Raw genomic sequence first — 25,759 nt, 5'->3', positions numbered from 1 at the left:
CGTGGCCTCGCAATCTATTCACCCTTCGGTCTGCTGTCTTAGCAGCAGCTCTACGCGACGGTTGGCAGCTCGCCCTTCCGCGGTTGCGTTCGGTTCCATGGGTTGGGTATCGGCATAACCGACGGCCCGCATACGAGAAATATTGAACCCTTGCCGCTCTAAATGCCTTACCACAGCGATAGCCCGCGCCGACGAGAGCTCCCAATTAGAAGGGAAACGGGCCGTAGAAATAGGCACGCTGTCGGTATGGCCTTCTACCGATATCTGGCCTTCAAAGCTGGTTAGCACACCAATCAGGCTTTCTACCACACCACGCCCCTGCGGGGTTAACACCGCTTGGCCGCTGGGAAATAGCAGGCTGGTATCAATGCGCAGTGTGACACCCTCGCGCCCTTGGGAAACGCTGACACCAGGAATGTCGAGTCCGTCAAACTGCGGCTGCACCCCTGAATGGCGGGGCTGAATGCCGGTGGCTAGAGACGCCAGTGGCAGTGATGATACAGCGCTGGCTGAACGCATGAAAGCAGTATCAGCCGCTTCACCACCGCCCGGCGGAGTTAGTGAAAGCAGCAGCACAAAAAGCGTGATCAGCAGCGTCAGCACATCCAAATAGCTGGTTAGCCAACCTTCATCGCCCTCGCCTGGCGAAGGCGTCATTTCCAGTGCGTGGCGCGTATCACGGTCGAGCATCTGGCCTACCCCTTGGCCGCTGCACTAACCGACGAATCAGGTCTGGGTTTGACGCTGTTATCACGAATCTCATCGTGGTAATTAGCCACAAAGGAGTTAAGGGTCTCTTCAATAAACGACGGCAGCCGACGCTTGGTAATCAGCGAAATACCTTCCAGTACCATGTTCATGGTAATCAGCCGCTCTTCGGTGCGGCGCTCCAGTTTCACCGCAATCGGCTTAAACACCAAGTTGGCAAGTAAAATGCCGTAGAAGGTGGTAAGCAGAGCCACCGCCATGCGCGGACCAATGACCTGTAAGTCACCAGCGTCCATGACCTCCAGCATGTTGACCAGCCCCACCAGGGTGCCGATCATGCCAAAGGCAGGTGCATAGGTGGCCATGGTACGGAATATTTGTGCTTCAGCATGCTCACGGGCTTTAAGGCGGGCAATGCGCCAGCGCAGCATGTCAAAAATTTCATCCTCTTTGGTATTGGCAATCACCAGTTGGATTCCGGTACGCAGAAACGGATTGCGGGTATGCTCCAACTCGCGCTCGACTGCGCGTACATCACCTTTAAACCACAGCCGCGACATATCGACCAGTTCGCGGATATCGTCACGCATGTAGGTATTTTCACGCCGGAATACCAAGCCTACCAAGCGTACAACGCGGAGCACCTCTTTCAGCGGATAGCTAATAAAGGTCGCCGCTAGGGTGCCTGTCACCACGATGGCAAGCCCCGGAAGATTGATAAAGCTCTCAGGGGACTCTGCGGTGAAAAACAGCACGCTTACCAGCAGCAGTATGCTGGCAAATATGCCTATTAGCGTCGAAGGATTCATCCACGGCTCCTTGCCGGTCACAAGTGAGTAAAAAAACGTTGGCGTTATGCCGAGTCGTGTAAACGGGCGCGTAAACGACTCACGGCCTGGCTGTGCAGTTGAGAAACACGTGATTCCGTTACGCCCAGCACAGCGCCTACTTCCTTGAGGTTGAGCTCTTCTTGGTAGTACAGCGCCATGAGCAGCTTTTCTCGCTCGGGAAGCGCTTCAATCGCTTCAATCAGCGTTTGCCGCTGCTGACCGTCAAGCAACTGCTCGAACGGTGAGTTGCCCAGTTCATTACTGACAGGCTCTCCGCCGTCAGCCACTAGTTCTTCAAATGGCAACAGTTGTCCGCTGTTAGTGTCATTGAGAAGCTGCTGGTACTCACTCAGCGGCATCTCAAGGTGTTGAGCAATTTCGTTCTCTTCCGGTGCTCGCCCTAACAGTTGCTCTAATTGGCGAACGGCGCTGTCCACCGCACGCGCTGAACGGCGTACGCTGCGGGGCAGCCAGTCGCGGGTACGTAACTCATCCATCATGGCGCCGCGAATACGCTGACTGGCAAAGGTTGCGAACGTCGCGCCCTGGGTAGCATCGAAACGGCCCAGCGCCTCAAGCAACCCTACCATTCCGGCCTGGATGAGGTCATCGAGCTCAATACTCGCCGGCAATCGAACCTGTAGTGTCAATGCCTGGCGTCGCACCAGTGGCATGTATTGCGTTAACAGCTCATTTTGTTTGATCCTGCCCTGTGCTGTGTACATATTCTCGCCTCGCGGCTAATCAGCCTTCACTGATAGTTCACAATCAATTGCAACCCTTGCACACGAACAGGCCGCTGGCCTGGGCGCAAGGCGAAGCGAAAATGTAGTGGCGCATCGGCGGCCCGCCCTTCAAGTGCAGTGGTAGAACCCCGCATACCGGTTAATGCAACGCACTGCTCAGGATGGCAAAGCCAAGCACTTAATAGCGCACCGGGAGGATGCTGAAACTGCCACTGTATACGCCCAAGCTGACCCAGTTGAAGATCTCCAACGGCGGGCGGGGAAGCTGTTTTACTACTGCTTGCCCGATCACTCATTGCCACCATCAATCCAGGTATCTGGCTGCTCCAACTACCGGGTGCCGCCTGGGCACTCCCTGTTAATCCTGCGAGTAGACACCCTGCCACCAGTACTAAGATCAGTGGCAGTCTCCCTTTTGATAGCCAGCTTAGCATGCTTAGTCCCCTCGGCAGAGTGTGCTCATCGTGCAAGTACCAGTAACTCCATATTTAAGTAGTAATCAGCGGCTTCACGCAAGTTATTGAGCAGCCCTTGACGCGGCAAATGCGGCTCATGGAGCGCCAGTAAACGACGTGGCCCGCCATGCTCATGGAGCTGTCGCAAGGTACGGAACATGGCAGCAAAGGTATCGGCATCGCTACTGATCCATAGCGCCCAGCGACTGTATTGCTCGCGAAGCTGAGCAAGGTCGGACGTTTCCGCCATTACGATACGAATGTCCCAGTCATCAGGCTCCCCGGCCCAGTTTCGACCTAGCGCTGACCACTGCCCCAGACGTGCTTTGACCTTGCTCACCTGAGCGGCTCCGCTACCGGGTAAACCAACCACTATAAGTGGAATTTTGGCTCTGGGTGGCGCCACCTCTTCCACCGCCGCTAGCGTAGGCGTTAATAGGGGTGAAGTGTCTCCGGGCACAGGCTCGGCTGCCGCGACGTCAACCGCCCCCTCGCCCTGCTGCTGTTGGCGCTGTAGGTTAGCCCACTTGCGCAGTCCCGAGGCTTGATCTTGTTCGCTCACGCCACACCCTCTCGACTCACACTGCCCATTTGACGAATCGCATCCCGCGCCATAAAGGCGTAGACCAGCGCATCGAGCATACCGGTATCGCGGCGGCGACGACTGGCGCCTAGTAGGTTGAGCAGATCGCCGCGCAGCGTCTGCGCTTCCTCATCATCGGCAACATCAAGATGCCCGGCAACCGACGCTACACCGCTGGCCATTAACAGCCGCACCTCAGCATTGAGGTCACCGCTATCGGCCTCTTTTAACTGTTGCCACGCGCGCCGGGTCAAAGCAGCCAAACCTTCGCTTTGCAGCTGGGTTAATAGCAGGGAGAGCACCTCGGCCCCTAGCCGAGCCGGGGTAAGCCAGTAGCGGCGCACCACCACTTTGGCACTTTCCGGATCGCGTACCTCCCCGTACCAGGCGAGCAGCGCAGTGCCGCTGGCGTCCTCAACTTCAGCGTAGGCAGTCCATAGTTGCACCGATTGGCCGCGAAAACGCACGCCCACATGGTGCGTAAGCACACTGTCATTAAACAGCTGACGAATCGTCTGGCGCTCGCGGTGAAAGAGTACCCGATGACTGGGTGCTACTTGGCTGACCCAGGTCAAATGCTCGGCTTCTAGCCACGCTAGCGCATCCGTTTCAGGGAAACGCGGTAGCAAGTGCACCGCGACACCGTTTGATGAAGACAACGCGGCCAAGCGCGGCTGCCACCCCGCAGTATGGCGATGCTGCAGCCAGGGTAGCGCTAACCAGGCTCCGTTTGTGTCTAACCCAATGTCGGGCATTGCCCAATCACAGCCGCGCTCATTACGCCGCGGAGACCATGCCATGCCTAAGGTGGTATCCCTCGCTGGGTAATCGGCGAGCAGAGCGTCCAAGCGCGTTTCCTGCACACGGCTAGGTAGCGAGGCTAAGTCCCAGATCTCTTCTAACGCCGCAAACCCTGTGATGCGTTGGCGCAATCTCGCCAGTAACGACGATAAACGGCGCCCTTGGCCCAGCACATCCCGCGACCAGCGCGGCATCCCCATCGGGGCATCAGCACTTTGTGGCCGCTCACGCTGTGGCGTCGCCGTGCTCAGTGCCTGATCCACTAACGCTCCAGGGGCGGCAATCGCCATATCTTCGGGCACCTGCTGGCCATTTGAACCAAACAGCACGCGCATCCCGTGGCGCATAATAATGTCTAACACTGGCGCCAGACGCCCGGCCTCATCCTGCTTGGTAATAATACAGTCATCTAACTCTGCGCCCGCCGCTCGCGCGGCTTGGCGGTAGCGCAGAACAACTTCCTCGAGGGTTTCAGGCTGGCTGGCGGCATTAAGCAGCAGCACCAAACGCACCCGCGAGCGTCCGCCCTGGAGGTGGGCAATCTGCTCAATCACCCGCTGGTCACGCTGACTCATACCCACGGTGTCGATAATCACCCACTGTTTGCCCTGCAGGCGACCCAGCAAATCGTCGATGGGCTGTTCGGCATCCAGCGCGTACATCGGGGTATCCAACAGGCGCGCGTAGATGCGTAGCTGTTCGTGGGCACCAATCCGGAAGCTGTCGGTGGTCACCAGCGCCACCGGGCGCGTACCGTGACGCATCACAAAGCGCGCCGCCAGCTTGGCGGTGGTGGTGGTTTTGCCCACCCCCGTCGGCCCCACCAGGGCGACAATACCGGTTTGATCAAAAAAGCTTGGCTCATCGCTCAACACGCAGAGACGATCCATTAACTGCTGACGCAGCCACTGCAGCGGCGCTTCACTGTTGCCGTCTAAGCGGGTTAATGGTTCGGGCAACCCTGCCAACAGCTCATCGGCAAGCTCGCTGCCAAAACCGACGTTCCATAGCAATTGGCGCAGCCGCGCAGCCGCTCCTGTGGGCGTGGCTTGTATTGGTGAGGCGGTATGGGCTGACTGGTTGTTTGCCAGCAGCGCGCGCATATCCTGCATCTCGCGCAGTAAGCGCTCACTCATCGCCTGCATGGGGTCTTGCGGTGGAGGTGCTGACGGCGTTTCGGGGGGGGCGGGTTCCGGTGAAGGTTCAAAGTGGTCGATGGCTTCGTCCGCCATGGCCAAAATTTCAACGCCCCCTTCGGTACGCCGATTGGCCACAATCAAGGCGTCTTCACCGAGCGTTTCGCGCACTTGGCGCATCACATCACGACTATTGGCTCCCACGAAACGTCTAACGCTCATGATTTACCTTTTGCCTATTCTGGAAATGGTCAACGCTAGCCTATCACGGCGTGTCATCATTAACGTCCGCCTACTATAGTGGTCACTCTTAATGTGCGGTCGTCGGGGATTTCTGCCTGGGACAGCACTGACATATGGCGTAGACGCCGGCGTAAGAAGCGCGACAGCACCGCTCGCAGCGAGTGCTGCACAACCAGCACCGGCGGCTCGCCGGAGCTTTCGTGACGCTCCAGCGCCTGCTGCGCCTGGGTCATCAGTGTTTCTGCCAACCCGGGCTCCATAGCGCCGTTACCGTTCATGGCCTGTACCAGCACCTGCTCCAGCTGGGCATCCAACCCCATGACATTAAGCGTCTCCTGCCCTGCAAACCACTGCTGGACAATCGCCCGCCCCAGCGAAACACGCACCAGAGCCGTCAGCTCGTTAGGATCTTTTTGCTGGGTGGCGTACTCCGCCAGGGTATCCAGAATAGTACGCATATCACGTATAGAGACATCTTCATCGAGCAGGTTTTGCAGGATACGCTGCAGCACCGTCAGCGAAATAGCTTTCGGGATCACCTCTTCGACCAGAGCTTTCTGATCATCCCCCATTTTATCCAGCAGCTTCTGCACTTCCTGACGGCCCAGCATCTCGGGAGAGTGGCGGTGCAGCAGGTGGTTCAAGTGGGTAGCGATCACCGTGCTGGCGTCCACCACGGTATAGCCATACACCTGAGCATGTTCGCGCTGGTTGCTATCAATCCAGACAGCGGGCAAGCCAAAAGCGGGATCCTGAGTATGGGTGCCCTGCAGCTCGCCGGAGACCTGCCCCGGGTTGATCGCCAGCCATTTACCCGGCTGCGCCTCGGCGCGGCCAATCTCGGCGCCTTTCATGGAGAGTACATAGGCGTTGGGCGGCAGCTCCAAATTATCGCGGATATGCACCACCGGCGGTAGGAAGCCCACTTCTTGGGCGAACTTTTTACGCACACTCTTAATCCGCCCAAGCAACTCCCCTTTTTGGCGCGAGTCGACCAGCGGTATTAAGCGGTGCCCTACTTCCAGGCCCAGGGTATCGACCAGCTGCACGTCTTCCCAACTCGCTTCGGGTGTCTCTTGTAGAGGCACCGGTGCCGCGGCAATTTCCTCTTTGACCAGCGCCTTTTCCTTGTGGCGCATAAGAAACCATGCCAAGCCCGCCAACAGCGCAGTAAAAAATAGAAATACTAAATTGGGCATACCGGGCACCATGCCCAATAGCCCCATCACTACGGCAGCCAATATCAGTACCTGGGGATTAACGAACAGTTGGCTGAGCATTTGCTGGCCAATATCTTCGTTCGTGTCGGTACTTACCCGGGAGACCGTGACACCCGCTGCGGTAGAGATCACCAGGGCGGGAATTTGCGCCACCAGGCCGTCGCCGATCGCCAGCAACATATAGGTCTGGCCAGCAGCGCCAAAGCTCATATCGTGCTGCAGCATGCCAATCATCAGCCCGCCGATGATATTGACCACCATAATCACCAAACCGGCAATGGCATCGCCACGGACAAACTTACTGGCGCCATCCATTGAACCAAAAAAATCAGCCTCTTGAGCGACTTCCGCGCGGCGCTTTTTGGCGTCTTCTTCACCGATTAAACCGGCGTTGAGATCGGCATCGATGGCCATCTGTTTACCCGGCATGGCATCCAGGGTAAAACGCGCCCCCACTTCAGCAATACGGCCAGCACCTTTGGTGATAACCATGAAGTTGATGATGACGAGAATCAGGAAGACCACCAGGCCCACAGCGAAGTTACCGCCGACCAGGAACGCGCCGAACGCTTCAATGACCTTACCCGCGGACGCACCGCCTTGGTGGCCCTCCATGAGCACCACCCGGGTAGAGGCCACATTGAGCGACAGGCGCAGCAGCGTGGTGAATAGCAACACAGCCGGGAAGGCCGCAAAATCCAGTGGTTTCTGGGTAAACATGCTGACCATTAACACCATAATGGCCAGCGCGATATTGAAGGTGAAGAGTAAATCGAGAGCGAAGGGGGGCAAGGGCACAATCATCATGCCCAAAATCATGAGGATGAGCAGCGGCCCGACCAGCAGCTTCATGCGCACATCGCTCATCCAGTCGCGCCGACCTACTAGCTGACTCAAGCCTTTCATGGTTGCGCCTCATTACCACCGGCGCCATGCCCGGGGCTTTCCATCTCCGGTGGTACCGGCAGGTTATCGGGGGTTGGGGGCACCTCGCCTCCTTGTTTTGCGACTTGCTTGAGACGATAGGCCCAGGCCATTACTTCCGCCACTGCGGTATACAGTTCAGCCGGCACCTCCGCCTCTAGATCCACGTGATGATACAGGGCACGCGCCAATGGTGCTGCCTCCAATCGCGGTACACCGGCCTCCTCACCAATTTCGCGAATGCGCGCGGCCACCGCATCGGCGCCTTTTGCCACCAGCCGCGGGGCGCCCATGCTGCCCTCCTGATAGGTCAGCGCTATTGCATAGTGCGTGGGGTTGGTAATGATGACGTCCGCCTCGGGTACCTTGCTCATCATCCTGCCCCGCGCCATGGCCTGTTGCTGCTGGCGTATACGCGCTTTTACATGGGGGTCGCCTTCGGACTCCTTGTGCTCACGCTTGACCTCTTCCTGACTCATGCGCAGCTTCTTGGCATTGTCCCAGAGCTGGAAAGGGACATCGATCAGAATGACCACGATCAACACCAGCACCATGAGCCCAGCCGCCTGAGCCGCCATGCTAAGAGCGTTGGTCAGCGCTTGCTGGATAGGCTGATCCATTAGCGCCATAAATTTGCCGATGTTGAAATACAAAAACGTCGCAGCAACGCCCCCTACCAAAACCGACTTGGCGATCGCTTTGGCCAACTCAATCAGCGCCTGGGTTGACAAAATGCGCTTTACGCCCTTAATCGGGTCTAGTTTGGAAAACTTGGGCTGCATCGATTTCGCCGATATCAGCCAACCTCCCATCAGCCCTGGGGCGACTAACGCGATAATGACTAACAACAAAAACAGCGGGATCATGGCAAATAGCGTGCGCTGCCCTAGATCCAGCGCATTGACCAGCATCGGTGTGCTTTCCATTGCTTGTCGACGCTCAAACAGAAAGGCCTGCTCCATCACCGCACCTAACTGGTCATAGAGCATACCGCCCATGCTGTAGAGGCCAACCACACCGCCCAGCAGTAGCAGAAACGTATTTAACTCGCGGGAACGGGCGACCTGGCCCTCTTCACGGGCTTTCTCTTTTCGCCTGGGCGTGGCCTCTTCGGTCTTTTCCTGGTCGCTATCGTTATCTGCCATACGGGTATCCGGCCAGGTGAAGCGAAGCTTATCACGTATTCAGCCGCCCATAGGGACGGCTGAACAACGTGCTTGTACGCCCAGCGGGCGTTTAATAACGCGTTTTAAAAGCCTAATTCGTCCAACAAGTCGTCTACTTGGTCTTGCCCAGAGACGGTATCCGGAACATTATCCTTCACTTGTGGCCCATTCAAAAGCTCTTCGTTACGCCGTGCATTGTCGCTTTTCCACTGATCCTCGGCCTTGCGCTGCAGCGTTTCTCGTGCATGGGCGCCTGGGGCGTTATCGATGAGCACCTGAACCAGCTGATGCTCGATCTCATGGATCACGTCCATCATCTTCTTAATCACCTGGCCGGTCAGGTCTTGGAAGTCCTGGGCCATCATGATTTCCATCAGCTCTTTGTTAGTGGCTGACACCACATCGGGCACATCGCTGAGATAAGTGCGTGTCTCGACGACAAGTGCTTTGGCCTCATCCAGCTCTTTCGGCGCTTCAAACCACTCGGCCCAGCGCTTATCCAGCGCTTCCGCCCGGTCTGACAATTGATCCTGCAGCGGCTGCGCACGGTCAACGGCATTGAGCGCTCGATCTGCTGCCTGCTCCGTCATCGTAGCGACATAATGCAGGCGGTCGCGTGCATCGGGGATGGCTTCGGCCGCTTTCTCGATTTCTTTATCAAGACCCAGCTCGCGCATGTTTTCGCGCAACATGCGCGTTAACTTGCCAATGCGATGAATCAGGTCTTCAGCGGCTTGTTCGGACGATTGCTCAGAATCGGACTGCTCATTCTGGCTCATAATGTTGTCTCCTCGTTAACCAAGCACATAGGCTCAGTCACTCACATACCCAATTTATCGAAGATCTTATTGAGCTTCTCTTCCAGGGTAGCGGCAGTGAACGGCTTGACGACATAGCCGTTAGCGCCCGCCTGAGCGGCCGCTATAATGTTCTCTTTCTTCGCTTCTGCGGTCACCATCAGTACGGGCAGGTCTTTCAAGGCGTCATCCTGACGGATCTCCTTGAGCATCTCCAAGCCGTCAAGGTTCGGCATGTTCCAATCGGAAACGACGAATTCAAACTTGCCGGCGCGCAGTTTATTGAGCGCATCTTGGCCATCTTCGGCTTCATCCACGTTGGTGAAGCCCAGCTCTTTAAGCAGACTGCGCACGATCCGACGCATGGTGGGAAAGTCGTCTACAACCAGGAAACTCATATTCTTATCTGCCATGGGTCATCCTCTAATCAATCAATATATGGCACAGGGGGCGACTGAAAAATACAGTCAGGGATTTAAAACGGTCGCTTAGAACTGTTTCTAAGAGCTGTTCCTAAAACTGGCCTTCAAAATTCTTCCCACTCTTCGTGGTCGTTACGCTTGGCGGCAGGCCGACTCACCTGCTGCTGGTCAGCCCTGGGAGCAGGCATAGCGCTCGCTGTGGGTGACGAGGCTGGGAGCGCCTGATGCGATGCACCTTGCATACCTAATAGCTTAAAGACAGCTACCGCTTGCTCCAACCGGTTGGCCTGCTCCTCAAGTGAAGCAGCTGCCGCAGTGGCTTGCTGTACCAGCGCAGCGTTTTGCTGGGTGACTTGATCCATCTGACCCACGGCCTGACTGACCTGCTCGATGCCGTCGCTCTGCTCCTGGGAGGCAGCAGAAATTTCATCCATGATATCGGTGACGCGGCGTACCGCGGTGACTACATCCGACATCGTGGTGCCCGCCTGCTCGACCAGCGTTGAGCCTTGCTGGATCTGCGTCACCGAGGCATCAATCAGGGTTTTAATCTCTTTGGCCGCATCCGCACTACGGCTGGCCAAGTTGCGCACTTCTCCTGCCACCACCGCAAAGCCTCGGCCCTGCTCGCCGGCGCGTGCGGCCTCTACCGAGGCGTTGAGCGCCAAAATATTGGTTTGAAAGGCGATCGAATCAATAACGCTGGTAATGTCGGCAACTTTTTTAGAGCTGGTGGAAATACCGTGCATGGTTTGCACCACCTGCTCTACCACTTGACCACCGCGTTCAGCCGTAGTGGAGGCGTCAGCTGCCAGGGTGCTGGCTTGGCGGGCGTTGTCGGCATTCTGCTTAACCGTCGCGGTCATCTCCTCCATGCTCGCCGCAGTTTGTTGAATAGATGCGGCCTGTTGCTCGGTACGCGAGGAGAGATCCGCATTGCCGCTGGCAATCTCACGGGTGCCGTGGTGTATTTCGTTGCTGCCTTCGCGTACCCGGCTAACGATATTGGTGAGGCTCTGCTGCATGGTGCCCATGGCACCGAACAAACGACCAATCTCGTTTTTACCCGCTTCTGGCAGCGGTTTGGAGAGGTCGGCCTCGGCAATTGCATCCAGGCGCTGAACAGCCCCCCTCAGCGGCGCAATCACCGTGCGGCGTAAACCGAAGTAAATGACCAGGGTTATCACTAGGGCAAAGAGCACCGCTGCAGCCTTGATCATATTAAACAGTTCACTCTGGGCTTGCGCATCAGCTCGAATGGTATCAACACGCTGGAAACCGTGCTGTACAAATGCCGTCGTGCTAGCATTTAAACTGCTCAATGGTTCGACTAGCTCATCGCGTAGATTGTTATAGCTGGTCAAATCCATATACTCGAAGGTTTCATGCTGCTGCTTAATTAACCCCATTACAGTATTAAAATCTTCAATCAAAGCGTTAGCCAATACCGCGTCCTGTGGAGAGAATGAGTTCGCCGCAAAGCGTGCAAAACGCTGTTCAGAACGTTCTATGCGATCGCTCGCAATATCAACCTGCTCATTGGATTGCCGGGTCTGGCCCACCATGAGAAAGTTTGAGGCAGTTTCCATCGCCACCATGGCCTGATTGAGCAGTGAGTCGGCGCGGTTAATCTCATTCAACTGCGCAACGCTAATATTACTCAGTGTATCAAGATTATTTTGTGCGTCGCGGTCTGCCACAGCACCCAAGCCCGCAATCACTAAAATAAGCACGACAAAGCAGCTAAGTGCCGCCACCACAGCGGCGTGAATACTCAAGTTGCGCAGTAAACGATTCATTGTGAGTTCCCTTGCGAGCTTATTAAGATTTTATGGTGAGTTAGACTGGTTATGAACCGCACTACACCCGCTGGGCGCGGCCGGAGGCAGCGATCAGTGCCATCATCCGCGAGGGTATATCGTCCAAAGCCACCACTTCTACTGCGCCTCCCATCGCGATGGCTTCTCGCGGCATACCGAAAACCACGCAGGACTGCTCATTCTGGGCGATAGTGGGCGCACCCGCTTGGCGCATCTCAAGCAACCCTGCCGCGCCGTCCTTGCCCATACCCGTCAGAATCACGCCAATGGAGTTCTTACCTGCATGCTGAGCCGCTGAATGGAACAGCACGTCAACGGATGGGCGGTGGCGGTTGACTGGTGGGCCGTCATCGAGGCGCGCCACGTAGTTAGCACCACTACGTGCCAACTTGAGGTGCTGATCCCCCGGAGCGATATAAGCATGCCCAGGTAGAATTCGCTCGCCATCGGTGGCTTCTTTAACCGTAATCCGGCATAGCCGGTCTAGCCGCTCGGCAAACGAGCGAGTGAAGCCGCCGGGCATATGCTGGGTAATCAAAATCGCCGGGGCATTCGCCGGTAACGGCTCAAGCACCGCCCGAATTGCTTCAGTGCCGCCAGTGGACGCGCCGATAATAATCAATTTTTCACTCGTTACCAGTGGGGCCTTCAAGGCGGCTGGCGGCGGTGTGTTTTTATGCCGCGCCTGGCGGGGGCGTGAGCGTGCCGCAGCACGCAGCTTTTCGGCAATTTCGTCGGCGTACTCCATCATCCCGTTGCGGATACCCAGGCTCGGCTTGGCGACAAAATCCAGCGCACCCAGCTCAAGCGCGCGCAGGGTGATTTCTGAGCCGCTTTGGGTGAGGGACGACACCATTAGCACCGGCATAGGCCGCAGACGCATTAAACGCTCGAGAAAATCCAAGCCGTCCATACGCGGCATTTCCACGTCAAGAGTTAACACATCAGGATTGTGCTGCTTGATTAAATCCCGGGCGGCAATGGGGTCGGGTGCTACCGCAACGACTTCCATATCGGGCTGGGAATTAATAATTTCTGTTAACAAATCGCGAATTAGCGCCGAATCATCGACACACAATACTTTGATCTTGGCTGCGCTCAAAGCACGCCTCCTCTTGCTGTAGACGCCTGATGTGTGATTGCAACCGCCGGAGCCACAGCGCCTAAAGCGATCATAAAGACACGATATTTGTTCATTTTTTGGCCACGGTATAAACCGTCTGGCCACGCAGTTTGAACGCATCACTGATATACGAGAAGTTCTCTGAGTGACCTGCAAACAGCAGGCCATCGGGCTTCATCAGCGGCGCAAACCGTTTAAGAATTTTTGATTGAGTATCTTTATCAAAATAAATCATGATGTTTCGGCAGAACACCGCATCAAAAGGGCCTTTAATTGGCCATTGCGGTGCTAGCAAGTTAAGTGGCATAAACTCGACTAAGGCGGAGACTTCTGGGCGAACCCGTGCAAAGCCCGCATGATTGCCCGTGCCTTTCTGAAAGAACCGCTTGACTCGCGCCTCATCGATCTTGCGTACCTGTTCCAGTGGATAAACGCCTGCACGCGCCCTGGCCAACGCATCGGTATCAATATCCGTTGCGATCACTTTGGCCTGTGACGCTTTCGGGCCCAGCGTTTCCAACAACGTCATTGCCAGCGAGTAGGGCTCCTCCCCGGTGGAGGCGGCCGAACACCAAATAGTGACCGGGTCTTGCTTGTTCTTTATATGCTCGGCTAGCAGCGGAAAATGGTGCGCTTCACGAAAAAAGGCCGTGAGGTTAGTGGTCAGTGCGTTGGTAAACGCTTCCCACTCTTTAGCTTCTGGCTGGCGCTCCAGACGTACCAGATAATCGGTAAAGCGCGTCATGCCATGGTGGCGCAGCCGCTTTGCCAAGCGGCTATAAACCATTTCACGCTTATGTTCAGCCAGCACAATACCGGCGCGCTGATAAATCAGCTCGCGAATACGCGTAAAATCTGCATCAGTCAGTACCAGATCGCGTTCAATCTGGCTGCTTGATGTCCACTGGCCAGCGTCTCCAGCCCGTTCACGTTGTTCGGTCAAAACTCTTCCCACTCCTCTACTGAGGCTGTTTGCCGTTTAACGGGCGACTTATTCGACGGCGCGGTGCTAGGCAGTTGAGCAGCGGGGTTGGGTGCTGTATCTACTGGCGGACGTAGCGCCCCTTGACTGTTTAATCGAAATGCTTCCACTGACAGTGCTAATAGCCCCGCCTGCTTCTCTAGGGAAACCGCCGCACGTGCGGTTTCTTGAACCCGCACAGCATTGCGCTGGGTGCCTTGATCCATCTCTGCTACTGCCTGGTTAACCTGGGCAATCCCATGGCTCTGCTCTTCAGAGGCAGCCGATATCTCGTGCATAATTTGGGTCACACTACGCGCGGCTTCTGCGACTTCGCTAATTGCGGCTTCAGCCTTAGTCACTAAACTAGCCCCCGCGCTCACTTCATGGTTAGAACCATCGATCAGACCACGGATTTCTTGAGCAGCGCCGGCGCTGCGACCCGCCAAATTACGCACTTCTTCGGCTACCACGGCGAAACCCCGCCCATGCTCGCCTGCGCGTGCCGCTTCAACCGAGGCATTCAGCGCCAGAATATTGGTCTGAAACGCAATTGAATCGATCACATTGATAATATCGGCCATCTGCTGGGAGCTTTGAGTAATCCGCTGCATGCTGTCGACCAACTGCGTCATCAACTCGCCGGTATTCGTTACCTGGATAGCATTATTATCGGCTAGACGGCGGGCTTCTTGAGCGTTTTCGCTGTTCTGCCGCACGGTAGCGGTCATTTCTTCCATGCTGGAAGCAGTTTGCTGCAAAGAGGCCGCCTGCTGCTCGGTACGCGACGAGAGCTCTTCGTTACCACTGGCGATGTCCTGGGCAGCCGGGGTCACCACGTCAATGCCGCTTTTAACGTCGGCGATGATGCTGCTGAGGCTTTTACGCATGGTGTTCAGGGAGTCCATTAGCTGCCCCACCTCATCACGGCGCATGGCAGGCACTTTAGCTGCCAAGTTACCGCCAGCAATTTGCAGCGTAAAACCTGCGGCGCTTTTTAGCGGCCGGGTAATCGCCCGCAAAGTAACCACGCCGATCAAAATAAGTAGCAGTAAGCCAACCCCCAGGACGATTGCCTGCGCGCCCAGCATCGTGGTTTGACCTTGCTGTGCTTCATCGGCCATGACTTCAGCGGCCTGCTGTTTCTGGGCAATCAGTTGATTCACCATGCCTGACAGGACACGCCCCTCATTGGTCATCACATTGATCACCGCATCCAGGCCGGTAAAGGCTTGGTAGGTCTCTTCCGCCTGCAGGACGCTCGCGGCTTGCCCCATACCGTTTTGCAAAAAAGCCTGCAGCTGCTGATCGAACTCGGCAGCCAGCTCCGTCGCATTGACCTCCCGGGAGTAATACGCCTGCCAAGCCGCAGCGACGGTCGCAGCGTTCTCCTGAACACTTTCGCCCATCTCGAAGCGTTGATTGATCAGTTCCATACGCTCTGGCTCAATCATCGCTTGGCGGGTCTGCGCAATGGTTTGGTCGATTTGTTGAAGGCGAATAACGTCACGCAGACCGTCATTATTCAGCTGCCCCAAGCGTTCGCCAGAGACATTCAAGCCATACAAGCCCAGGCCTCCACTAATTAACAGCAGCAGCCCTGCCACGACGATCATGCCAACCAACTTGGCACGTATGGTATCAAGACGTACCCGGGCCAAACGTTTGACCACCCCTTTATGGCGTAACCGGCCTTTATCCAAGTAGAGTCGCTTGCCACGACCTTCACGTATCTCAGTGTACGCCTGCTCTGCCTGGGCAATGGCTTCGCGGCTTGCCTGCACCCGTACCGAGGTGTAACCCACTACTTGCCCATCTTCGATAATCGGCGTCACACTGGCGTTAACCCAGTAGTGGTCACCATTTTTGCAGCGGTTTTTAACCAGCCCGCGCCACGTTTCACCCGTTTTGACCGTTTGCCAGAGGTTTTCAAAAGCCGCTGGCGGCATATCCGGGTGGCGTATTAGGTTATGCGGCGCACCTATCAGCTCTGCGTGCTCAAAGCCGCTAATGTCGATAAACGCGGGGTTAGCATAGGTGATGCGCCCCTTGGTATCAGTTCGGGAGACTAGGAAGTCATCCTCTTTTAGCTCAATTTCACGCTGAGAGACTGGCTGGTTATTACGCATGTTGTGCCTTTTTTTAGTGTTTTATTGTTAAAAAAAGTTTGTTTGCCCTACCAAACAAATCAAAACGACGCCCACTCCTCTGCCTCTTTCGCTGGCTGTTTGTGTCGCGCGGGGAGGCTTGGCGCTGCCGTAGGCATAAGCGCTGCGGGCGCTGGAGTGCGTTGGACGGACGCCTCAGTGACACGAAAACGCTCCACAGCCTCACGTAACCGAGCCGCTTCACTTTCTAATTCGTTGGCGCTCCGCGCGGCCTGCTGAACCAGCTGAGCATTCTGTTGCACGACCTGATCCATTTGCGCCACGGCCTGGTTCACTTGCCCTATGCCACTGCTTTGCTGTTCAGAAGCCGCGGCGATTTCATCCATAATATCGCTGACGCGTTGAACGGCACCCACCAGGTCTTGCATGGTTTGACCGGCCTGGTTGACGCGCTGAGTGCCGGTATCAACCTTGCTGAGCGAGGCATCAATCAGCGTGCGAATCTCTTTTGCGGCAGCGGCACTGCGACTGGCTAAACTGCGCACTTCCTGTGCCACCACGGCAAAGCCCCTGCCGTGCTCGCCGGCACGTGCCGCTTCTACCGAAGCATTCAGCGCTAAGATATTGGTCTGGAAGGCAATATTATCGATAACAGTAATAATGTCAGCGACTTGATGAGAGCTTGCGCTGATATCCTGCATGGTACTGACGATTTCGCCTACCTCTTCACCGCTGCGGCGAGCCGTTAGAGTTGCGCTTCCAGCCAACTGGCTAGCCTGGCGGGCATTTTCAGCATTATGGCCCACCGTGGAAGCTAGCTGCTCCATACTGGAAGCCGTCTCTTCTAACGAAGTCGCCTGCTGTTCCGTGCGCGAAGAGAGATCATTATTACCACTGGCAATTTGCTGTGACCGCTCATAAATAGAGGTGCCGCTGGTACGCACGGTGCCTACCGTTTGCGAGAGAGAGCCCTGCATGTGCGCCATGGCGCTATAAAGCCGCCCGATCTCATTGTTACCCGGTGAGGTGATTGCCTGGCTTAAATCCCCTTGCGCCATGCGCTCAAAATGGCCCACCAAACGGTCTAACGGGCGTAGCACATTGGCCGTTACTCCCCAGATAACCACGATAACCGTGGCAATTGTCATCACCACAACGCCGAGTAACGCCCAGCGAACCGACGCGGCAAAAGCGCCAAAAGTGGCCTGCTGCGCCTGAATATCATTAGATGCTTGCACGATTGCTGCACCATGGTGCAGGGCATAAAGGCCGATACCACTGGCAATTAAGACAAGTACCGAAAGGGTCGCTAATACTAAGCCCCAACTTAAACGCACCGTCATATTATTCATTAACTGCCGCATTCGCTGTGTCACGCCCTTTTCTCCACGCACAACCATCACTCGCAAGCACTTTCCATAGCGCACGAATGCATCATTAGGTGAAACGGATCAGGCACACTCCCTGTGCCACGCTTAGATCGCCCTACTGGTTGCTGGTACTTTCCACCAGCGCCATTTCGTCGCTGGTGAGCAACTTGTCAATATCCACCAGTACCAGCATGCGGTCATCTAGACTGCCCAGTCCGCTGAGGAAATCAGACGAGAGGGTGACGCCAAATTCCGGTGCTGGTTTAATCTGGTCGGGGGTCAGTGTCATCACGTCGGAAACGCCATCTACGACGATGCCGACCACCCGGTCTGCAACATTGACCACGATCACCACTGTCTGGCCGCCGTATTCGACCTTATCGAAGTGAAACTTAATGCGCAGATCCACGATCGGTACGATAACGCCACGTAGATTGGTAACGCCTTTGATAAAATCTGGCGCATTGGCAATTCGCGTTACGTTTTCGTAGCCACGGATCTCCTGCACTTTCAAAATATCAATGGCGTACTCTTCATCGCCTAATGAGAACACCAGGAATTCACGGTTTTCGGCTTCTGCGGCTAGCACCGCACCATTTTTGGCTTGGCTCATGACGGCTCAGCCTCCTTAAAAGATGAAAGGTTTTGATTGTTTACTACTTTTTTGCCTGCCTCTTTTTTATATCGGCTCAGGCGGTGTAAACCCGTAATATCCAGAATCAACGCAACACTACCGTCGCCTAAAATAGTCGCGGCTGAGATCCCAGGTACTTTGCGGTAATTGTCTTCCAGGTTTTTGACCACAACCTGCTGCTGCCCAATCAACTCATCAACCAACATGGCGTAACGGCGACCTTCGCCCTGCACAATGACAGCGATGCTTTTGGTGGGATCGGTAATCGCATCCTCGACATTCAGTACTTCGTGAATGGCGATCACGGGCAGATATTCGTCGCGCACTTTGATCACCACGTCGTCACCGGCCATGGCGTACATATCGTCTTTAGAGGGCTGAAGCGACTCAAGCACAGTGGAAAGCGGCAGAATAAACGTCTCGCTACCGACTTTAATCGACATACCGTCCAAAATCGCCAGCGTCAGCGGTAAAACGATACGGGTGTTGGTGCCCTCGCCCAGCTTCGACTGAATTTCAACACGACCGCCCATGCTCTGGATATTTCGCTTAACCACATCCATGCCCACGCCACGACCGGATACGTCGGTAACTTCTTTAGCGGTTGAGAAACCGGGGGCAAAAATGAGCTGGAAGACCTCTTCATCTGACATGGTGTCTGATACGCTAATACCGTTTTCACGCGCTTTAGCAAGCAGCCGATCACGATCCATACCGGCCCCATCATCGCGCACCTCAATCAGGATATTACCGCCCTGATGGCGTGCCGAGAGGGTCAGTTTACCGATACGCGGCTTACCAATGGCTTCGCGCACATCAGGCATTTCTACACCGTGATCAAGACTGTTACGCACCAAGTGCGTTAATGGGTCGGTGATCCGTTCCACCAGGCTCTTATCTAGCTCGGTTGACTTGCCTTCGGTAATTAGCTCGATCTCTTTGCCCAGCTTACCCGCGGTGTCACGCACCACGCGCGGGAAGCGGCTGAAGACAAACTCCATGGGGATCATTCGAATCGACATGACCGCTTCCTGGAGATCGCGTGCGTTACGCTGCAGCAAGCTCATGCCATTCTGCAATGAGGCATTGCCAACTGACTGATCTTCTAAATCACTAACCGTCTGATCGAGCATCGACTGAGTGATGATCAGCTCACCCACCAGGTTGATAATTTGGTCAACTTTATCGACAGATACGCGGATTGACGAAGTCTCAGCGGCGGCTTTTTTGGGTTTCTCTTTAGCCGCTTCTTTCGCCGGAGCTTTCTTCGCAGCGGGTTCTTCCAATTTTGTTTCTGGTGCTGGTGCCGATGGCGCTGCCGGCTCGGTCGTCACCTTGGGATCAACAGCACCCTCGACCGTTGAAATTTCAATTTGATCCGGCTCGATAATAAAGCACATGACCGCTTCAATATCGTCAGCACTGTCGCTGCTTTTAAGGATCACCTCATAACGCTTTTCATCGCCGGACTGGGATTGCACTTCGCCCAGTTGCTCTAACTCTTCAACGAGCAAGATACGGTCTTTCTCTGCGACGTTAAGCAGCGCCACTAACAGATGGCTATTCGCAACCTTCTCTTCGTTGCTTTTTGCTTCTGTGTCGTTTTCGCTTGGGGCCGGTGAAGCTTTTGGCTCAGCAGCTGGAGTAGCCGGCCCATCTAACTGCTGACCGATTTCATCCAGGGCAATTTGTTGCAGCGTTTGGCAAATGCGCTCAAATGCCTCTTGATTTGGCTCCTCTTCGCTGCGATAGGCATCGAGTTGCTCATGCATGATGTCTTTAGCCTCTAAAAAGGTATCCACGAGATCGGCTCGCAGCGTCAGTTCGCCCTTACGTGCGTAATCGAGGAGATTTTCCAAAATATGTGTGGTTTTCTGTAGCACGGTAAAACCAAAGGTTCCCGCTCCCCCCTTGATCGAGTGGGCGGCACGGAAAATAGCATTGAGCTGCTCACTGTCTGGATCATCAACATCCAGTTCCAATAAATGCTGTTCCATATCCGACAGCAGCTCTTCAGCCTCTTCAAAAAAGGTGTCAAAAAAATCCGCTATATCCATGCACCGCTCCACCTTAACGTCGCTTTTATGTGAAAGCCTATGACAGGCTCAGGTTACTCTTGCGCTTGCGCCTGAGGCTCGTCTTGTTGTGTTGATTCAATTGGCACTTCGGTTGAAGCTTCTAACGCTTCAATCGAAGCCTCCGGTGATGCAGCTCCCGATTCCATTACCGAGGGATTGCGAATCGCATCAGCAATCTCAGGAAAGAGCACCACCAGCTCTATGCGTCGGTTGATCGGATTGGTTGGCTCAGTCTCGGGCAACAGCACGCGATCCGCAAAGCCCGATACGCGTAGTAATTGATCTGGATCAAAGCCACCCGCAATAAGCTCGCGACGCGATGCGTTAGCGCGGTCGTTGGAAAGCTCCCAGTTACTGTAGCCGCGATAGCCACCCGCATAGGGAACGCTATCGGTATGCCCACTGATACTTAGCTCGTTGGGAAGCTCGTTTAACAACGGCGCAATAGTGCGTAGCAGGCTACGCATATAGGGGGCGACTTGATCGCTACCTAACTCAAACATGGGTCGCTGATCGGTATCCAGCAGCTGTATACGCAGCCCTTCGCGAGTCAAGTCAAAACGCATCTGACTGCGCAACTGACGTAGCTCGGGATCTCGCTCAATGGCTCGCTCAATACGCGCTTGTAAATTCCTGAAGAAGTTTCGCTCCTGCATGCTTGGGCGGGTGCGCTGAGAGCTATCAATGCGTGCCCGCTCCCCATCGCTATGGGTTGGGTCCGGTCCGCCGCCTGGAATCGCACTGGTACTGCCAGCGCGTTCACCACCGGTGACGGCATTGACGAGAGGAGTGCTAAAATACTCTGCTACGCCCCGTCGCTCTTCTTCACTGGCTATACTTAAAATCCACAACACTAAAAAGAAAGCCATTAGAGCGGTCATAAAATCCGCTAGGGCAATTTTCCAAGCGCCACCGTGATGGGCATGGACGACTTTTTTGCGCCGAATGACAATCGGACGCTTGTCACCACCCTTACTCATGCGCTACCGGCCTTTTTTGCATCCCTCACGTACTCTTCAAGCTCGATAAAGCTTGGGCGCTCTGCAGTAAATAGTGCCTTGCGGCCAAACTCAACGGCCAACTGCGGCGCATAACCATGCAAACTGGCCAGCAGCGTGATGCGAATACACTGGAGCATTTTTTCAGCTTCTTTAGCCTGCCGGTCAATGTAGCTTGCAAGGGGGCTGACAAAACCATAGCCCAGCAAAATACCCAGGAAGGTGCCCACTAGCGCGTGAGCAATCATCTCGCCCATCTGGGTCGGTGAGGCGTCGGCATAGGTCAGTGTTTTAACAACCCCCATCACCGCCGCCACGATACCGAAAGCAGGCATTGCATCGCCCACTTTGGCAATGGCATCAATGGGCACATGGGCCTCCTGCTCAAAGACTTCAATCTCATGCAACATCAGCTCATCGATTTCCATAGGCTCCATACCACCGCTAACCATTAAGCGCAGGTAATCCGTCAGGAAATTCATGATATGCGGATCAGCCAGCACCGTAGGGTGCTCCTGGAATAGAGGGCTCTCTTGCGGATTATCAATATCCCGCTCAATGCCTAACATCCCCTCACGGCGAATCTTGGAGAGTAATTTGAACTGCAGAGCCATCAGCTCCATATAAAGTGTTTTGTTATATTTTTTTGCGCGCTTGAGCCGGGGCAGAATTTTAAATGTGGCTTTAATCGCCTTGCCGTTGTTCGCTGCGATAAATGCACCAACGCCAGCCCCACCAATGATGAGGAGTTCAAGAGGTTGGTACAGGGGGCCTAAGCTGCCACCCGCCAGCACATAGCCACCAAAGACAGACAGCAATACGATTACATAGCCTAGAGGTATCAGCACAAGCAGAGTCCTTGCGGTATTCAGTATTAATGTAAGGGAACCAAAACTTAGCCACCTGTTCTGATGTTTAAGAGATGTTCCATCCCAAGCATAACTTACGCCCAATCATACTAGGGCTAAGCTGTTGTCTAATTAAAAAGTATCGCTAACTTTTGTAGCTATCTACGCCGGTACGCTCATAATTTATGACCAAGCACTCATCACTACGTCTTATACCCTAATTCTTTCTATTGGTGGCGAGGCCGATGAGGTTGTTACATTTTTTCACTATTCTCTTGCTGTGCTTTGCGTGTTTTCCCCGCCCGTGAAGGTGGCTGACATATGCCGCAAACGTAGTGCTGGGCGGGGCTATGGGCATGCGCCACAAACTTCCCGCCGCAGCGTGTGCATTGATTAAGCTGGAGTAAATCACTCTCGAAAAAACGTATTAGCGTCCAGGCACGGGTAAGCCCAAGAACCGGCTCCACCTTCTCCAGCGACATTTGTTCGTCATAGAGCCGATACGCTTTGACGAAGGCATCGATTCGATCACAACCTGCCGCCCCTTTCAGACTTAAGTAAATATTGTAAAACAGTGACGAATGAACATTGGGAAGCCAGGTAATAAACCAATCAGTGGAAAAAGGCAGCATCCCCTTTGGGGGAGACATACCACGCACTTCCTTATAAAGCTTGATCAAACGCGTACGGCTCAATTCGGTTTCTGTTTCCAACACCTGCAGCCGTGCCCCAAGCTCAATCAATTCGATTGCCAACTGCACTTGGTGCATTTCATCGATCAAGCTTTTCTGGCTCATTTTGTGTCCTCCGAAGGCATTGGCTCAAATGTTTCTCCAGCCAATAACAACGAGGCATGTAAGCCTGCCAGCCCCTGATCGCGCGGATTATCAGTGAGCTGACGAAGCCGCTCAGCACTCATTTGACTAAACCGGCACAGCAGCTGACTGGTTCGCGCCAGCTTGGTCAGTTGGCGCGCGCTAAGCGACACAATCAGATCAGCGACATCGCTATCTATTTTTAATCGAAACATAGCAGCCTCACGATCTTCATCAAGCAAGCGCTGCGCTAGAAGCAAATAAGCTAAATTTATTTCCTGAATTTCATCGAGAAAGTTGGTTTGACTCATGATGTCCCATTGAACGACTCAGGCGCGATGTTGTGACCATTATACTGGCGCCGTTAATGACTTTTTATTACCGAACCTCATGGTTACACACAATGTCTGTAATTGGCTACTCAGGCATTTCACGATGACTTAGCCCTTCTTCTGATAATTCGAACACCCATACCAGGAGTTCTGCGACGATCTGATAAAGACCTGGAGGGATTTCTGCATCCAAATCCAGTTGCATTAAAAGCGCTACCAGCTCGGGGGCGTCATGCACATAAATACCCTGGCGATGAGCTTCAGCCATAATACGCTCGGCCAAGTCCCCATAGCCTTTCGCCACCACACGAGGCGCACGATCGTCCTCCTGATAAGCCAAGGCAACGGCTTGGCGGCGGCGTTCACCCGGCGTTGCCATAGGCTGCCTCCGCTTCGATATGGCGTGCGCGAAGCTGCACATTTTGCAAATCCAAGGCGCTTAGCCGCTTCTCTAATGCCGGCAATCCGGCATCGATACGTTGATAAACCTCTGTGCTGTCAGTGGTGAAATCGATACTCAGCACGTTTCGATAAAGCCAAAGGGAGGCATTGAACGCTCCCAAGTTGGGAACATCTAGCTGCATATCAGAGCGCCACCCACCATCCTGCTCGCCCTCTTGCTGCTTGCCCTCCCCCCCTTCCTCTCGGGCAGGCAGGTTGATGACCAAGGCCATAAAAATGCCTGCCCAGACATCGCCTTCCCAGCGGATAGTCGGCATCACCAGCATTTCAAGCTGCTGGCGTACCAGACTCTGCAAGCTTTCGTGGACGACCTCGCGAGCGGGGCGATTGGCCATCAGCTCTGCGACCTCCCGAGCTTGGCTTAACTCTGCTCTTGCCTGATGACCGTCTCGTACCTCGGCAGGTGTTGCAGCAGAACCAGCCTGGGCGGGGCTGGACGATACCTGCGAAGCCACAGCAGGAGCCTGAGTAGCCGTCGAGCCAGTTGCTAATGAATGAGGCGCACCCGCCAAGCGAGCAGTTAAACCTTGCTCATGAGTAACAGGTATTAGCGGTACATTAGGTAAAATAGACATCCCCCCCTGCCCCACTAGCGGAGCTGCCAAAGGCGCCAGCGGCGCAGACGCCAGCCCCGCTGGGGGGCCAGCAGATGGGGCAGTTGGAGACACCCCAACTGAGGATGCTGTAGCTGAAGGTGCTGCAGCTTGAGGTGCTGTAGCTTGAGGCGCCGCGGTGGAGGATGCCGACGCTGGGGGGGCTCCACTCAAGCTTATCGGTAAAAGCGAAGCAAGTGAGCGAGGGCCAGGCTGCATCTGCGGTTGGTTCATTAGCTGCTGGCGGGTTCCTTCCCCCTGAAACCAGCGCTTTAGGTGCGACTCATAAAATAAACCACTATCGCGAATACTGGCCTCTAAGCGCGTTGCTACTGCACTCGCCGTTGGGGTTTCCTGACTGGTAATAAGAGGCGCTTCTGGCCGCATTACTGAAGGAGGTGCGGGGAAACGCAGCAAAACATCGGCGATCGTCCTCGCAGCAGGACTAAAATGTGTCTGCGTAGATCCCTGCGGAGAGGGCGGCACTTCACCGCGGGGTAATGTTCGCCCTCCATCGGCGGGAAGTGGCAACCGTTTTAAATCGCTTAACGGTGACGTCGTAGCCCGCCCATCCAAATTAGCATCGCCCATCACTGCCCGCGGCCCTTGACCTGGGTGAATAGGCTTTACGGGTTGATCCAGCGCCCGCTGCAACGACAGCTCCCCTTGCCGCCCTAGCACCTGATGCAAGAGCGTATCAATAAGAGGAGTGATACCGCTCACGATGACCTCGTGGAGTTAGGATCATCCGCTTCGTAGGCTACCGCAGGGCCTTGCTGGGGCGCATAAGCGCGGTGCAAGTCTCGCTGACGCTGAGACACTTCAATTAGCTTGCCCAATTCATCACGACGCGACACCAACCGACGCCGAATCTCCACATCATGCTCAAGAATGCGCTCTAGTAGCTCTGCTTTCCGCTGCTGGGCAGACGCATCAAGCTCAACGTTAGTATCCAGCTCACGCAGCTGCTCCACCAGCACCACATAGCTTGTACGCTGATCGATCAGCTCTGCCCACTGCTCGGCATTGGCAAGTTCATGCATATATTCAACGCGGCTCAATAGCGTTTCATAGCTAGCGAGCAACGCCTGTTGAGCATTTTTATCATGAGCAGATGTAGATGCTGACATTATTGCCTCACGCGCTCTGCTGTTGACCGATATCACGCCAGGCCGAGGCGATATCTTCGAGAAGGCGCTCGGCCTGGTTTAAGCTCTCTTCATCATTACGCAGATTCGCTGCCAACAGCAGGCGAGCGATATAGTCATAAAGTGATGCTAAACGCTCGGCAATTTCGCCACCTTTCTCTTGATCAAGGGCGGCGGCAAGGCCGTTATTAACGATATCCAACGCTTTCGATATCGACTTCCCTTTCTCGGCTGTATTGCCCGCCTGAATATGAATACGCGCAGCACGAATAGCGGCCTGGGCACCGTCAAACAACATGACGATAAGCTGATGTGGATCTGCCGACATCACTCCGCTTTCTACGCCGACACGCGCATAAGCGTTAGCTCCCCGCCCATAGGCGGCGCCACCGCGAGAGTAAGTCATAAGCGGAACTCCTGTGCGTGGTTTTATGCCCA

At 55.0% G+C, this 25,759-nt stretch carries 25 protein-coding genes; all 25 read right to left on the bottom strand.

Features of this window, described 5'->3' with window-relative positions:
• Positions 1 to 18: 18 nt before the first annotated feature.
• The 25 genes from QT231_RS10805 to fliS all read right to left on the bottom strand — a co-directional run bounded on the left by QT231_RS10805 (position 19) and on the right by fliS (position 25,727).
• Positions 19 to 690: an OmpA family protein gene (locus QT231_RS10805; RefSeq protein WP_308336903.1), complete on the bottom strand. Its 672-nt coding sequence runs from the start codon at positions 688 to 690 to the stop codon at positions 19 to 21.
• A gap of 5 nt (positions 691 to 695) precedes the next feature.
• Entirely contained in the window at positions 696 to 1,517 is an 822-nt protein-coding gene (locus QT231_RS10800; protein ID WP_022520917.1) for a motility protein A, read from the bottom strand.
• Between the two features lie 44 nt (positions 1,518 to 1,561).
• On the bottom strand, positions 1,562 to 2,263 hold the full coding sequence (locus tag QT231_RS10795) for an RNA polymerase sigma factor FliA (protein WP_226250550.1): 702 nt from the start codon (positions 2,261 to 2,263) through the stop codon (positions 1,562 to 1,564).
• A 26-nt stretch (positions 2,264 to 2,289) separates the two neighbouring features.
• Positions 2,290 to 2,718, bottom strand: coding sequence for a flagellar protein FlhE (locus QT231_RS10790; protein WP_308336902.1), 429 nt, complete (start codon positions 2,716 to 2,718; stop codon positions 2,290 to 2,292).
• A 25-nt stretch (positions 2,719 to 2,743) separates the two neighbouring features.
• Positions 2,744 to 3,301 (bottom strand): hypothetical protein, encoded by a 558-nt coding sequence (locus tag QT231_RS10785; protein WP_308336901.1) that lies wholly within the window; start codon positions 3,299 to 3,301, stop codon positions 2,744 to 2,746.
• A complete protein-coding gene (gene flhF, locus QT231_RS10780) occupies positions 3,298 to 5,481 on the bottom strand; it encodes a flagellar biosynthesis protein FlhF (protein WP_308336900.1) in 2,184 nt (727 codons plus the stop codon). The genes QT231_RS10785 and flhF overlap by 4 nt, the downstream gene beginning before the upstream one ends.
• Positions 5,482 to 5,540: 59 nt before the next feature.
• Positions 5,541 to 7,628: a flagellar biosynthesis protein FlhA gene (gene flhA / locus QT231_RS10775; protein WP_088702024.1), complete on the bottom strand. Its 2,088-nt coding sequence runs from the start codon at positions 7,626 to 7,628 to the stop codon at positions 5,541 to 5,543.
• A complete protein-coding gene (flhB, locus tag QT231_RS10770; protein WP_308336899.1) occupies positions 7,625 to 8,791 on the bottom strand; it encodes a flagellar biosynthesis protein FlhB in 1,167 nt (388 codons plus the stop codon). Before flhB ends, flhA begins: the two co-directional genes overlap by 4 nt.
• 104 nt (positions 8,792 to 8,895) lie before the next feature.
• Complete coding sequence (gene cheZ, locus QT231_RS10765; RefSeq protein ID WP_308336898.1) at positions 8,896 to 9,591, bottom strand: protein phosphatase CheZ; 696 nt, start codon at positions 9,589 to 9,591, stop codon at positions 8,896 to 8,898.
• A 41-nt stretch (positions 9,592 to 9,632) separates the two neighbouring features.
• Positions 9,633 to 10,022, bottom strand: a complete 390-nt coding sequence (gene cheY / locus QT231_RS10760; protein ID WP_022520923.1) for a chemotaxis response regulator CheY — start codon at positions 10,020 to 10,022, stop codon at positions 9,633 to 9,635.
• 113 nt (positions 10,023 to 10,135) lie between these two features.
• A complete protein-coding gene (locus tag QT231_RS10755) occupies positions 10,136 to 11,830 on the bottom strand; it encodes a methyl-accepting chemotaxis protein (protein WP_308336897.1) in 1,695 nt (564 codons plus the stop codon).
• A 61-nt stretch (positions 11,831 to 11,891) separates the two neighbouring features.
• A complete protein-coding gene (locus QT231_RS10750; RefSeq protein WP_308336896.1) occupies positions 11,892 to 12,953 on the bottom strand; it encodes a chemotaxis response regulator protein-glutamate methylesterase in 1,062 nt (353 codons plus the stop codon).
• Positions 12,954 to 13,044: 91 nt separating this feature from the next.
• Complete coding sequence (locus tag QT231_RS10745; protein WP_308336895.1) at positions 13,045 to 13,917, bottom strand: CheR family methyltransferase; 873 nt, start codon at positions 13,915 to 13,917, stop codon at positions 13,045 to 13,047.
• Positions 13,914 to 16,064 carry a methyl-accepting chemotaxis protein gene (locus QT231_RS10740; protein WP_308336894.1) on the bottom strand — a complete coding sequence of 717 codons (2,151 nt, stop codon included), beginning with the start codon at positions 16,062 to 16,064 and terminating at the stop codon, positions 13,914 to 13,916. The genes QT231_RS10745 and QT231_RS10740 overlap by 4 nt, the downstream gene beginning before the upstream one ends.
• 59 nt (positions 16,065 to 16,123) lie before the next feature.
• Positions 16,124 to 17,395: a methyl-accepting chemotaxis protein gene (locus QT231_RS10735; protein WP_308336893.1), complete on the bottom strand. Its 1,272-nt coding sequence runs from the start codon at positions 17,393 to 17,395 to the stop codon at positions 16,124 to 16,126.
• A gap of 133 nt (positions 17,396 to 17,528) precedes the next feature.
• On the bottom strand, positions 17,529 to 18,026 hold the full coding sequence (gene cheW / locus QT231_RS10730) for a chemotaxis protein CheW (protein ID WP_088702016.1): 498 nt from the start codon (positions 18,024 to 18,026) through the stop codon (positions 17,529 to 17,531).
• Positions 18,023 to 20,104 carry a chemotaxis protein CheA gene (cheA, locus tag QT231_RS10725; protein ID WP_308336892.1) on the bottom strand — a complete coding sequence of 694 codons (2,082 nt, stop codon included), beginning with the start codon at positions 20,102 to 20,104 and terminating at the stop codon, positions 18,023 to 18,025. The genes cheW and cheA overlap by 4 nt, the downstream gene beginning before the upstream one ends.
• A gap of 53 nt (positions 20,105 to 20,157) precedes the next feature.
• Positions 20,158 to 21,105, bottom strand: a complete 948-nt coding sequence (gene motB / locus QT231_RS10720) for a flagellar motor protein MotB (RefSeq protein ID WP_308336891.1) — start codon at positions 21,103 to 21,105, stop codon at positions 20,158 to 20,160.
• Complete coding sequence (gene motA, locus QT231_RS10715; RefSeq protein WP_308336890.1) at positions 21,102 to 21,971, bottom strand: flagellar motor stator protein MotA; 870 nt, start codon at positions 21,969 to 21,971, stop codon at positions 21,102 to 21,104. The genes motB and motA overlap by 4 nt, the downstream gene beginning before the upstream one ends.
• 254 nt (positions 21,972 to 22,225) lie before the next feature.
• Positions 22,226 to 22,768: a flagellar transcriptional regulator FlhC gene (flhC, locus tag QT231_RS10710; RefSeq protein ID WP_308336889.1), complete on the bottom strand. Its 543-nt coding sequence runs from the start codon at positions 22,766 to 22,768 to the stop codon at positions 22,226 to 22,228.
• Positions 22,765 to 23,097 carry a flagellar transcriptional regulator FlhD gene (flhD, locus tag QT231_RS10705; protein ID WP_226250540.1) on the bottom strand — a complete coding sequence of 111 codons (333 nt, stop codon included), beginning with the start codon at positions 23,095 to 23,097 and terminating at the stop codon, positions 22,765 to 22,767. Before flhD ends, flhC begins: the two co-directional genes overlap by 4 nt.
• Before the next feature lie 106 nt (positions 23,098 to 23,203).
• Positions 23,204 to 23,497 (bottom strand): EscU/YscU/HrcU family type III secretion system export apparatus switch protein, encoded by a 294-nt coding sequence (locus QT231_RS10700; RefSeq protein WP_308336888.1) that lies wholly within the window; start codon positions 23,495 to 23,497, stop codon positions 23,204 to 23,206.
• Positions 23,481 to 24,896: a flagellar hook-length control protein FliK gene (locus QT231_RS10695; RefSeq protein WP_308336887.1), complete on the bottom strand. Its 1,416-nt coding sequence runs from the start codon at positions 24,894 to 24,896 to the stop codon at positions 23,481 to 23,483. The genes QT231_RS10700 and QT231_RS10695 overlap by 17 nt, the downstream gene beginning before the upstream one ends.
• Complete coding sequence (fliT, locus tag QT231_RS10690) at positions 24,893 to 25,303, bottom strand: flagellar protein FliT (RefSeq protein ID WP_308336886.1); 411 nt, start codon at positions 25,301 to 25,303, stop codon at positions 24,893 to 24,895. Before fliT ends, QT231_RS10695 begins: the two co-directional genes overlap by 4 nt.
• Before the next feature lie 7 nt (positions 25,304 to 25,310).
• On the bottom strand, positions 25,311 to 25,727 hold the full coding sequence (gene fliS / locus QT231_RS10685; protein ID WP_308336885.1) for a flagellar export chaperone FliS: 417 nt from the start codon (positions 25,725 to 25,727) through the stop codon (positions 25,311 to 25,313).
• Positions 25,728 to 25,759 lie beyond the last annotated feature (32 nt).

Origin of the sequence: Halomonas sp. SpR1 (assembly GCF_031010175.1) — a bacterium.
Classification (GTDB): Bacteria; Pseudomonadota; Gammaproteobacteria; order Pseudomonadales; family Halomonadaceae; genus Vreelandella.
This window is presented reverse-complemented; position numbering and strand designations above follow the sequence as displayed.